This window comes from Caballeronia sp. LZ016 (assembly GCF_031450805.1).
Classification (GTDB): Bacteria; Pseudomonadota; Gammaproteobacteria; order Burkholderiales; family Burkholderiaceae; genus Caballeronia.
On record NZ_JARTVY010000001.1, the window covers coordinates 1,254,261 to 1,266,029 of the forward strand.

At 64.8% G+C, this 11,769-nt stretch carries 10 protein-coding genes; all 10 read left to right on the forward strand.

Features of this window, described 5'->3' with window-relative positions; genetic code table 11:
- Window positions 1-8: 8 nt before the first annotated feature.
- A complete protein-coding gene (gene mraY, locus P9220_RS06035; RefSeq protein WP_309764006.1) occupies window positions 9-1,178 on the forward strand; it encodes a phospho-N-acetylmuramoyl-pentapeptide-transferase in 1,170 nt (389 codons plus the stop codon).
- Window positions 1,179-1,231: 53 nt separating this feature from the next.
- On the forward strand, window positions 1,232-2,743 hold the full coding sequence (gene murD / locus P9220_RS06040; protein ID WP_309764007.1) for a UDP-N-acetylmuramoyl-L-alanine--D-glutamate ligase: 1,512 nt from the start codon (window positions 1,232-1,234) through the stop codon (window positions 2,741-2,743).
- On the forward strand, window positions 2,740-4,038 hold the full coding sequence (ftsW, locus tag P9220_RS06045; RefSeq protein ID WP_309764008.1) for a putative lipid II flippase FtsW: 1,299 nt from the start codon (window positions 2,740-2,742) through the stop codon (window positions 4,036-4,038). Before murD ends, ftsW begins: the two co-directional genes overlap by 4 nt.
- Complete coding sequence (gene murG, locus P9220_RS06050; protein ID WP_309764009.1) at window positions 4,035-5,153, forward strand: undecaprenyldiphospho-muramoylpentapeptide beta-N-acetylglucosaminyltransferase; 1,119 nt, start codon at window positions 4,035-4,037, stop codon at window positions 5,151-5,153. The genes ftsW and murG overlap by 4 nt, the downstream gene beginning before the upstream one ends.
- Before the next feature lie 4 nt (window positions 5,154-5,157).
- The gene (gene murC, locus P9220_RS06055; protein WP_309764010.1) at window positions 5,158-6,552 is read left to right on the forward strand and encodes a UDP-N-acetylmuramate--L-alanine ligase; all 1,395 of its coding nucleotides are present in this window, start codon (window positions 5,158-5,160) and stop codon (window positions 6,550-6,552) included.
- 32 nt (window positions 6,553-6,584) lie between these two features.
- The gene (locus tag P9220_RS06060; protein ID WP_309765401.1) at window positions 6,585-7,526 is read left to right on the forward strand and encodes a D-alanine--D-alanine ligase; all 942 of its coding nucleotides are present in this window, start codon (window positions 6,585-6,587) and stop codon (window positions 7,524-7,526) included.
- A 33-nt stretch (window positions 7,527-7,559) separates the two neighbouring features.
- On the forward strand, window positions 7,560-8,312 hold the full coding sequence (locus P9220_RS06065; protein ID WP_309764011.1) for a cell division protein FtsQ/DivIB: 753 nt from the start codon (window positions 7,560-7,562) through the stop codon (window positions 8,310-8,312).
- A gap of 26 nt (window positions 8,313-8,338) precedes the next feature.
- Window positions 8,339-9,571: a cell division protein FtsA gene (ftsA, locus tag P9220_RS06070; protein ID WP_035966862.1), complete on the forward strand. Its 1,233-nt coding sequence runs from the start codon at window positions 8,339-8,341 to the stop codon at window positions 9,569-9,571.
- A gap of 142 nt (window positions 9,572-9,713) precedes the next feature.
- A complete protein-coding gene (ftsZ, locus tag P9220_RS06075; RefSeq protein ID WP_309764012.1) occupies window positions 9,714-10,910 on the forward strand; it encodes a cell division protein FtsZ in 1,197 nt (398 codons plus the stop codon).
- A gap of 252 nt (window positions 10,911-11,162) precedes the next feature.
- Window positions 11,163-11,666 (forward strand): peroxiredoxin, encoded by a 504-nt coding sequence (locus P9220_RS06080; protein WP_309764013.1) that lies wholly within the window; start codon window positions 11,163-11,165, stop codon window positions 11,664-11,666.
- The last annotated feature ends 103 nt before the right edge of the window (window positions 11,667-11,769 follow it).

Consider the following 11,769-nt stretch of genomic DNA (forward strand, 5'->3'; position numbering starts at 1 on the left):
GGCCCAGCATGCTACTCGCACTCGCGCAATGGCTTCAGAATGACGCCAGCTTCATGCGCGTGTTCACCTACATTACTTTCCGCGCCGTGGGAGCCACGGCGACGGCGTTGTTGATCGGTCTGGTCTGCGGCCCGTGGGTGATCCGCAAACTGACCGCGATGAAAGTCGGCCAGGCCGTTCGCAAGGACGGTCCGCAGACGCACCTCGTCAAGTCGGGCACGCCGACCATGGGCGGCGTGCTCATTCTCATCGGCATCGCGGTATCGACGCTGCTTTGGGCCGACCTCACGAATCGCTTCGTGTGGATCGTCATGCTCGTCACGTTCGGCTACGGCGTGATCGGCTGGGTGGACGACTATCGCAAGGTCGTGCACAAGGACCCGCGCGGCATGTCGTCGCGCGAGAAGTATTTCTGGCAATCGGTGATCGGCATTTTCGCGGCGGTTTATCTCGCGTTCAGCGTATCGGAAGCGAACAACGCGCGCGTGTTCGATCTCTTCATGGCGTGGGTGCGCAGCGGCCTCTCGATGGGCCTGCCCGCACGTGCCGACCTCATGCTGCCCTTCCTCAAGTCGATCACGTATCCGCTCGGCGTGTGGGGCTTCATCGCGATGACGTACTTCGTGATCGTCGGGTCGAGCAATGCGGTCAACCTCACCGATGGCCTCGACGGTCTCGTCATCATGCCGGTCGTGCTCGTGGGCGCGTCGCTCGGCGCGTTCGCCTACGTGATGGGCAGCTCGGTCTACTCGAAGTATCTGCTGTTCCCGCACATTCCCGGCGCGGGCGAACTGCTGATCTTCTGCTCGGCGATGGGCGGCGCGGGCCTCGCCTTCCTCTGGTACAACACGCACCCCGCGCAGGTCTTCATGGGCGATGTCGGCGCGCTTGCGCTCGGCGGCGCGCTCGGCACGATCGCGGTCATCGTGCGTCAGGAAATCGTGCTGTTCATCATGGGCGGCATCTTCGTCGCGGAGACGCTCTCGGTGATGCTGCAGGTTTTCTGGTTCAAGTTCACGAAGCGCCGGTATGGCGAGGGCCGCCGTTTCTTCAAGATGGCGCCGCTGCATCACCACTACGAACTGTCCGGCTGGACGGAAACGCAAGTGGTGGTGCGCTTCTGGATCATCACGTTGATGCTGTGTCTGTTTGGCTTGTCGACGCTGAAATTGCGTTGATTTCCGGGCATCCGAAAGTTCGTCTGTTTCTGGTCTAGTTCAAAGGTAAAGCGATGTTTGGCGAGAAGTTTTCCGGTCGGCAAGGTCCGATGGTGCTCGTGCTGGGGCTCGGTGAATCCGGCCTCGCGATGGCGCGCTGGTGCGCCAGGCACGGCTGCCGGCTGCGGATCGCCGATACGCGCGAGAATCCGCCGAACCTGTCCGAATTGGTCATCCATAACATCGATGCGGACTTCGTCGGTGGCACGTTCACGACGGAACTGCTCGACGGCGGCATCGAACTCGTCGCGGTAAGTCCGGGCCTGTCGCCGCTCGCGCCGGATCTCGCGCCGCTCGTCGCCGCCGCGAAGGAACGCGGCATCGCCGTGTGGGGCGAACTCGAACTCTTCGCGCAGGCGCTCGCGGGACTCGCCGTGAACGGCTATCAACCGAAGGTGCTCGCGATCACCGGCACCAACGGCAAGACCACGACGACCGCGCTGACCGGCCTGTTGTGCGAGCGTGCGGGCAAGCGCGTGGCGGTGGCGGGCAACATCAGCCCGGCGATGCTCGACAAGCTCGCCGAAGCCATCGATCAAACTGCGTTGCCCGACGTATGGGTGCTCGAGTTGTCGAGCTTCCAGCTGGAGACCGCGCACACCTTCGAGCCGGACGCCGCCGCGGTGCTCAACATCACACAAGATCATCTCGACTGGCACGGCGGCCTCGATGCCTACGCCGCCGCGAAAGGCCGCATCTTCGGCCCGCGCACCACACGCGTGCTGAATCGCGACGACGCCCGCACGATGGCGCTCGCCGTCAATGTTGCGCAGGACCGCGTCGTGACTTTCGGCCTCGATGAGCCGTCGAAGCTCGGCGACTACGGCTTGCTGCGCGACAACGGCATCGCGTGGCTTGCGGAAGCCATCGATCGCGACGCGGCCAGCGAACCCGCGCCGTCGCGCCGTCGCAGGCAGGAAACAGCCGCGCCGAACGTCGTCGCCAAGCGCCTGATGCCGTCCGACGCGCTGCGCATTCGCGGCTTGCACAACGCAGCCAACGCGCTCGCCGCCCTGGCGCTCGCGCGTGCCATCGGCCTTCCGCTCGCCGCGCTGCTGCACGGCTTGCGCGAGTACCGGGGCGAGCCGCATCGCGTGGAAGTGATCGCTCAGATCGACGGCGTGGATTATGTCGACGACAGCAAGGGCACCAACGTCGGCGCAACCGTCGCCGCGCTCGATGGCCTCGCCCAGCGCGTCGTGCTGATCGCCGGCGGCGACGGCAAGGGGCAGGACTTCTCGCCGCTCGAAGCGCCGGTCGCGCGCTGGGCTCGCGCGGTGATGCTGATCGGCCGTGACGCGCCGCGCATCCGCGAGACGCTCGCATCGACGGGCGTCGCGCTCGAAGATCATGCGACGCTCGAAGCCGCGACGCAGGCCGCCGCGCGCATCGCTGAACCTGGCGACGCCGTGTTGCTGTCGCCCGCGTGCGCGAGCCTCGACATGTTCAAGAACTATGCACACCGCGCGGACGTGTTTCGCAGCGCGGTCGAAGATATCGCCGCAGCGCGGGGAGTGATGCTATGAGCTGGTCGGAACGCTTCGGATCGAAACTGACCGGCCAGCGCAACGCGGTCGCGAACGACTCGCTCGCCGGACGCGCGGGCGCGAGCGCGCGCGTCGGGCGCACGGAGAGCGCGGGCGGCATTTCGAGCGCGGTCAACGGTGTGCGTCCCGCTCGCTCCCGCATGCTCGACTACGATCATTCGCTGCTCTGGGTGACGATCGCGCTGCTCGGCCTCGGCATCGTGATGGTGTATTCGGCATCGATCGCCATGCCCGATTCGCCGAAGTACGCGCAGTATCGCGATTACCACTTTCTCGTGCGTCACCTCATCTCGATCACGACGGCGCTCGTCGGCGCGGTCATCGCATTCAAGATTCCGGTGAAGACGTGGGAGAAGTACGCGCCGAAGCTGTTCCTGCTCGCGCTCGTGCTGCTGGTCATCGTATTGATTCCGCACGTTGGCAAGGGCGTGAACGGCGCGCGCCGCTGGATTCCGCTCGGCATCACGAACATGCAGCCGTCGGAAATCATGAAGCTCGCGGTCACGATCTACGCCGCGAACTACACGGTCCGCAAGCAGGAGTTCATGCACAGCTTCGGCAAGGGCTTCCTGCCGATGGCCGTCGCCGTCGGCGCCGTCGGCGCGCTGCTGCTGCTCGAACCGGACATGGGCGCGTTCATGGTGATCGCCGCGATCGCAATGGGCGTGCTGTTTCTCGGCGGCGTGAACGGCAAGCTGTTCGGCGGTCTCGTTCTGACGGCGGTAGGCACGTTCGCCATGCTCGTGTGGCTGTCGCCGTGGCGTCGCGAGCGCATCTTTGCTTATCTCGATCCGTGGGACGACCGCTACGCGCAAGGCAAGGCGTATCAACTGACGCACTCGCTCATCGCGTTCGGGCGCGGCGAATGGTTCGGCGTCGGCCTGGGCGGCAGCGTCGAAAAGCTCAACTATCTGCCGGAAGCGCATACCGACTTCATCCTTGCGGTGATCGGCGAAGAACTGGGTTTCGTCGGCGTCATCTGCGTGATTCTGCTGTTCTACTGGATCGTGCGCCGCGCGTTCGAAATCGGCCGTCAGGCGCTCGCCCTCGATCGCACGTTCGCGGGCCTGATGGCGAAGGGCGTGGGCATCTGGTTCGGCGCGCAGACCTTCATCAACATGGGCGTGAACCTCGGCCTCTTGCCGACCAAAGGTCTCACGCTGCCGCTCGTGTCCTACGGCGGCTCGGGCATTTTGCTGAACTGCGTCGCGCTGGCGGTGTTGCTGCGCGTGGATTACGAGAACCGGGTCTTGATGCGCGGAGGAAAGGTATGACCGCGCAGAACACCCGCACGCTGATGGTCATGGCCGGCGGCACCGCCGGCCACGTGTTTCCGGGGCTGGCCGTCGCGCACTGGATGCAGGCGCGCGGATGGCGCGTCGTGTGGCTCGGCAACGCGAACGGCATGGAAGCGACGCTCGTCCCGAAGCACGGCATTCCGATGGAATCCGTGCGTTTCGGCGGCGTGCGCGGCAAGGGCATCAAGACCAAGCTGATGCTGCCCGTCAACCTGCTGCGCGCGTGTTCGCAGAGTCTGCGCGTGCTGCGCGAAGTGAAGCCCGATGTCGTGCTCGGCATGGGCGGTTACATCACATTTCCGGCGGGCGTGATGACCCGGCTCGCAGGTTGTCCGCTCGTGCTGCACGAACAGAACTCCATCGCCGGTCTCGCGAACAAGGTGCTCGCGCATCTCGCGAAGCGCGTGCTTGTCGCGTTCCCGAATGCGCTGCCCAATGCCGAATGGACCGGCAATCCGATTCGTGCGGAACTTAACGAGACATTGCCGCCCAAAGAACGCTACGCCGCGCGCTCGGGCAAGCTGAATGTGCTCGTGGTCGGCGGAAGCCTGGGCGCTGCCGCGCTCAACGAAACGGTGCCGAAAGCGCTTGCGTTGCTTGCGGCCGATGTTCGTCCGCGCATCGTGCATCAGGCGGGTGCGAAGCATATCGAAGCATTGGAAGCGAACTATGCGGCAGCGGGTCTGCAGCGCGGCGAAGACTTGCAGCTCGTGCCCTTCATCGAGGACATGGCGAGCGCCTACGCATCCGCCGATCTCGTGATCTGCCGCTCGGGCGCGATGACGGTATCGGAAATCGCGGCGGTCGGCGTGGCGGCGCTCTTCGTGCCGTTCCCGTTCGCCGTCGACGATCACCAGACGACCAACGGCGCCTTCCTTGCGAAGAACGGCGCCGCGGAATTGATACAACAACGCGATTTGTCGGCGGAAAGACTCGCCGGCTGGTTGCGCGCGCAGTCGCGGGAGACGCTCGCCGAAATGGCCGTGCGCTCGCGCGCGCTGGCGAAGCCGGACGCGACCGAACGGGTCGCAAGCATTTGCGCCGACGTCGCCGGCGCGCGTTTGAGCGCGCAAGCTCGGGAGGCACATTAGGACCATGAAACACATCGTCAAGCACATTCACTTCGTCGGTATCGGCGGAGCGGGGATGAGCGGCATCGCAGAAGTGCTGCTCAACCTCGGATATCAGGTCAGCGGTTCGGACCTCTCGCAGAACGCGGTCACTGAGCGGCTGCGTGCGCTCGGCGCGCGCGTCGAGATCGGGCATCGCGAAGAGAACATCGAAGGCGCGAACGCGGTCGTCGTGTCGACGGCTGTCCGCCCCGACAATCCGGAAGTGCTCGCCGCGCGCCATCGCCGTGTGCCGATCGTGCCGCGCGCCGTGATGCTCGCCGAGCTCATGCGCCTGAAACAGGGCATCGCCATTGCCGGCACGCACGGCAAGACCACGACCACGTCGCTCGTCGCGAGCGTGCTCGCCGCGGGCGGGCTCGATCCGACCTTCGTGATCGGCGGGCGTCTCATCAGCGCGGGCGCGAACGCGCGGCTCGGCACAGGCGACTTTATCGTCGCGGAAGCGGACGAGTCCGATGCGTCGTTCCTGAACCTCTTTCCGGTGATCGAAGTCATCACGAACATCGACGCCGATCACATGGACACCTACGGCCACGACTTCGCGCGGCTCAAGCAGGCGTTCATCGAGTTCACGCATCGCCTGCCGTTCTATGGCATTGCGGTGCTGTGCGTCGACGACCCGAACGTGCGCGAAATCCTGCCGTTCGTGTCGAAGCCGATCATCCGCTATGGCATCGGCGCGGAGGCGCAAGTGCGCGCGGTGAACGTCGAGGCGCGCGGCGGCTGCATGCATTTCACGACGATGCGCGAAGATGCGCCGCCGCTCGATATCGTGCTGAATCTGCCGGGTCTGCATAACGTGCAGAACGCGCTCGCGGCCATTGCCATTGCGACTGAACTCGAAGTCGCGGATGCCGATATCCAGAGGGCGCTCGCCGATTTCAACGGTGTCGGCCGGCGCTTCCAGCGATACGGCGAAGTGAAGGCCGCCGACAGCGAAGGCGCGTACACGCTGATCGACGATTACGGCCATCACCCGGTCGAAATGGCCGCGACGATCGCGGCGGCGCGCGGCGCGTTCCCCGACCGGCGTCTCGTGCTCGCATTCCAGCCGCACCGCTATACCCGTACCCGCGACTGCTTCGAGGACTTCGTGAAGGTGCTCTCGACGGTCGACGCCCTCGTGCTCACCGATGTCTACGCGGCCGGCGAAGCGCCGATCGTGGCCGCCGATGGCCGCGCGCTCGCGCGTGCGATTCGCGTCGCCGGGAAGGTCGAGCCGGTGTTCGTCGAAACGGTGGATGAGGTGCCCGACGCGCTGACGACGATCGCGCGCAACGGCGACGTAGTGATCACGATGGGCGCGGGTTCCATCGGCGGTGTATGCGGACGGCTCGCGCAGAGCCAGCCGCAGTGATGACAGCAATGAGCAACGCAATGAGCAACACAGTGAACAACATCGATCCGAAAGTCTTCGGCAAAGTGGCCGTGCTTCTCGGCGGCAATTCCGCTGAGCGCGAGGTCTCGCTCAATTCCGGCCGGCTCGTGCTCGAAGGGCTGCGCGAGGCCGGCGTGGACGCGCATCCGTTCGATCCCGCCGAGCGTCCGCTTTCGGATCTCAAGGCGGAAGGTTTCGAGCGCGCGTTCATCGCGCTGCACGGCGGCTATGGCGAGAATGGCCAGTTGCAGGGCGCGCTGGACTTCTACGGCATCCGGTACACCGGCAGCGGCGTGCTCGGTTCCGCGCTCGGCATGGACAAGCTGCGCACTAAGCTCGTGTGGCAGCAGACCGGCATCCCGACGCCGCCGTTCGAAACCGTCGTGCGCGGCGACGACTATGCCTCGCGCGCGCAGGACATCGTCGCGAAGCTCGGCCTGCCGCTCTTCGTGAAGCCGGCGAGCGAAGGGTCGAGCGTCGCGGTCATCAAGGTGAAGAACGCGGAATCGCTCGTGCCGGCGCTGGAGCAGGCCGCGCAGTTCGACAAGATCGTGATCGTCGAGAAGAGCATCGAGGGCGGCGGCGAGTACACGTGCTGCATCGCGGGCGATCTCGACCTGCCGGTCATCCGCATCATTCCGGCGGGCGAGTTCTACGACTACCACGCCAAGTATGTCGCCGACGACACGCAATATCTGATTCCCTGTGGCCTGACGGACGCGGAAGAAACGCGCATGAAGCAGTTGACGCAGCGCGCGTTCGACATGCTCGGCTGCACCGACTGGGGCCGCGCCGATTTCATGCTGGACGCGGACGGCAACCCGTACTTCCTCGAAGTGAACACCGCGCCCGGCATGACGGATCACTCGCTGCCGCCCAAGGCCGCGCGGGCGGTCGGCATCAGCTACAAGGATCTGGTGGTGAAGGTGTTGTCGCTCACGCTCGCGAGCTAACGAAGGATCAACGGACAAGACGAAGCACAAACCATGTGGAACAACGTTCGCCAGATGAACCTCGCCGCAAGCGCCCTGCACGCCATGCTCGTGCTGATGCTGCTGTGCGCGGCGGGCGTATGGGCGATCCAGCGTCCCGAGTTCCGCCTGCGCGAGATTCAGATCGACGGCGACACCCAGCACATCAATACGCCGACGGTGCGCGCGAGCGTGGTCGGCCATTTGACGGGCAACTTCTTCACTGTCGATCTCGATACCGCGCGCACCGCCTTCGAACAGATGCCGTGGGTGCGTCATGCGAGCGTGCGCCGCGTATGGCCGAACGCCATCGCGGTGACGCTCGAGGAGTACAAGCCGCTCGGCACGTGGGGCAACGATCAATTGGTGAGCGTCGACGGCGAGCTCTTCACCGCGAATCAGGGCGAACTCGACGACGACCTGCCCGCATTCGACGGTCCGGAAGGCACCGCGAAGGAAGTCGTCGCGCGGTATCACGATTTTCAGAAGTGGTTCGCGCCGCTCGATGCGCAGCCGGAGGAAGTGACGCTGTCGCCGCGCTTCGCGTGGACGGTGAAGCTCTCCAACGGCACGCAGATCGAGCTTGGGCGCGAGCGCAATCAGGACACGCTGTTCGACCGCTGCAAGCGGTTCGTCGCATCGTGGCCCTCCGTAACGGGGCGGTGGGGCAAGGAGATCGAATATGCGGACTTGCGTTACCCGAATGGCTTCGCGATACGCGCCGCCAGCATGCGCTTCATCAACGACACCGATAAGGCCAAGAAGTAAGCAGACATCACAGGCATGAGCACGCTATGAGCAAAGACTACAAAGACCTGCTGGTTTCCCTCGACATCGGAACGTCGAAGGTGGTCGCGATCGTCGCCGAATTGAAGGGCGAGGGCCACTACGAGGTGATCGGACTGGGTCAGAGCGACTCGAAGGGGTTGAAGAAGGGCGTCGTGGTCAATATCGAGGCCACGGTGCAGTCCATCCAGCGCGCGCTCGAGGAAGCCGAGCTGATGGCGGATTGCAAGATCACCAACGTCTTCACCGGCATCGCGGGCAGCCACATTCGCAGCTTCAATTCGAGCGGGATGGTCGCGATCAAGGACAAGGAGGTCACGCAGACCGACGTCGCGCGCGTGATCGAGACGGCCAAGGCCATCAACATCCCAACCGATCAGCAGGTGCTGCATATCCTGACGCAGGAATTCATCATCGACGGGCAGGAGGACGTACGCGAGCCCATCGGCATGAGCGGCATCCGCCTGGAAGTGAAGGTGCATATCGTGACGGGCGCGGTGAGCGCGGCGCAGAACATCGTCAAGTGCGTGCGCCGCTGCGGGCTCGAAGTGAACGACCTCATCCTGCAGCCGCTCGCGTCGTCGCTCGCGGTGCTGACCGAGGACGAGAAGGAACTGGGCGTCGTGCTCGTCGATATCGGCGGCGGCACGACCGACATCGCCATCTTCAGCGAAGGCGCGATCCGTCATACCGCCGTGATCCCGATCGCCGGCGACCAGATCACGAGCGACGTCGCGATGGCGCTTCGCACGCCGACGCCCGACGCGGAAGACATCAAGGTGAGTTACGGGATCGCGAAGCAGGCGCTCGCCGATCCGGACGAAATGATCGAAGTGCCGGGCCTCGGCGAACGCGGTCCGCGCACGCTGTCGCGTCAGGCGCTGGCGGCCGTGGTGGAGCCGCGCGTCGAGGAGCTGTTCTCGCTCGTGCAGCAGGTCGTGCGCGAATCCGGTTACGAAGAGCTGCTGTCGAGCGGCGTCGTGCTGACCGGCGGCGCGGCAATGATGCCCGGCATGGTCGAACTCGGCGAAGACATCTTCCTGAAGCCGGTACGCATCGGCGTGCCGGAGTACGCGGGCGGTCTCGCGGATGTCGTGCGCAACCCGCGCTATTCGACCGCGATGGGCCTGCTCGCCGAAGGACGCTCGCAGCGCATGCGCGGCCGCAAGGTCGCGGTGCAGAACGGATCGATGGGACAAGTGCTCACGCGCATGAAGGACTGGTTTCTGGGGAACTTCTAAAGCCCCAGCGCAGCACAGCAGTACGAACAAATTGATGTAAGCAGTGAATATAATTCGCGCCGGTACCGGCGGCTAGCGCGCGGGGAGAGATTGCCCGATCTCTCACCGGATAACGCCGATCTTCATTCTTGACGGAGGCAACATGGATTTCGAAATGCTGGAAACGGAAACCAACGGAACGATCATCAAGGTGGTCGGAGTTGGCGGTGCGGGCGGCAACGCCGTTCAGCACATGATCAACCGGGGTGTGCAGGGCGTCGACTTCATCGTGATGAACACCGACGCGCAGGCGCTGGCCCGCTCGCGCGCGCCGGCGGTTCTGCAGTTGGGCATGACCGGCCTCGGCGCAGGCGCCAAGCCGGAAAAGGGTAAGGAAGCGGCGGAAGATGCACGCGAGCGCATCGCCGACGCGCTGCGTGGCGCTCACATGGTGTTCATCACCGCGGGCATGGGTGGCGGCACGGGCACGGGCGCGGCGCCGGTCGTCGCGCAGATCGCGAAGGAAATGGGCATTCTGACGGTCGGCGTCGTCAGCAAGCCGTTCGAGTTCGAAGGCGGCCGCCGCATGCGCGTCGCTGAAGCCGGCTCGCAGCAACTGGAAGATCACGTCGACTCGCTGATCGTCGTGCTGAACGACAAGCTCTTCGATGTGATGGGCGACGACGCTGAAATGGACAAGTGCTTCCAGTGCGCCGACGACGTGCTGAACAACGCTGTCGCGGGCATCGCTGAAATCATCAATGTCGATGGTCTCGTCAACGTCGACTTCGAAGACGTGAAGACCGTGATGGGCGAGCAGGGCAAGGCGATGATGGGCACGGCGACGGTCGCCGGCGTCGATCGCGCGCGCCTCGCGGCTGAACAGGCCGTGGCGAGCCCGCTGCTCGAAGGCGTGGATCTGTCGGGTGCGCGCGGCGTGCTGGTGAACATTACGTCGAGCCGTTCGCTGCGTCTGTCGGAAACGCGCGAAGTGATGAACACGATCAAATCGTACGCAGCCGACGACGCCACGGTCATCTTCGGCGCCGTGTACGACGACGCAATGGGCGACGCCCTGCGCGTGACGGTCGTTGCGACGGGCCTCGGCCGCGCAGCGAAGAAGCAGCAGCAAGCACCGATGACCCTGTTGCGCACGGGCACCGACAATCAGCCGGTCGCCCACGCAGCACATGGCAACTACGCGCCGCAGCACGGGCAGACGACGGATTACGGTCAACTGGATACGCCGGCAGTGTGGCGTTCGACGCGTGAAACCGCGGCATCGCATGTGCAGGCATTGCAGGAAAAGGGCGTCGACACGTACGACATCCCGGCATTCCTGCGCAAGCAAGCGGACTGACAGGCCCACGCCTTTCGGTTGCTGGCGCCAGCAGTGCAGCCACCGCAGGCTCGTCTGGCGTGAGGCGGCGATGAAGGTTTCGCGTGGGGCAGCTGTCCAAGGCCGCGTCGAATTCGGACGCCAGGCCGTGGCCAGCCGCCCGCGAATTTGCCGAAGGGCAAATGAAACCGGCACCGTCGAAGCACGCACCGGCGGCACTGCGGAACAATGAGCGCCAAGGATGTCCGGGCACTGACGAGGGAAGGACCGAGCATGATCGAAGTGGGTGAAACGTTGCCTGATGCGCGTCTCTTCGAGTTCATCGAAGAGGCGAGCGAGGGCTGCGCCGTGGGACCGAACGGGTTCTCGGCGCGCGAGCGGGCCGAAGGCAGGCGCGTGGTGATCTTCGGATTGCCGGGCGCGTTCACGCCGACGTGCTCCGCCAGACACGTCCCGGGCTACGTCGACGCAGCGGAGGAGTTGTTCGCCGCGGGCATCGACGAAATCTGGTGCGTTTCCGTCAACGACGCGTTCGTCATGAACGCGTGGGGACGCGATCTTCAAACCGCGGGCAAGGTGAAGATGATTGCGGACGGCAGCGCGCGTTTCACTCAGGCACTCGGACTGGATCAGGATTTGGCCGAGCGTGGCATGGGAATCCGTTCCCGGCGCTACGCGATGGTGGTCGACAACGGCGTGGTCAAGACGCTCGCTGTCGAAGCGCCCGGCAAATTCGAAGTCAGCGACGCCCAAAGCATCCTGGCGACGTTGAGCTGATCGCAGCGGCGTCGCGTCGCGTGTCGTTGCAGGCGCGCAACGCTGAAAGACGTCCTCGCAATTGGCAACAACTTAGGGCCGATGACCGGAAATGCCTCCATTC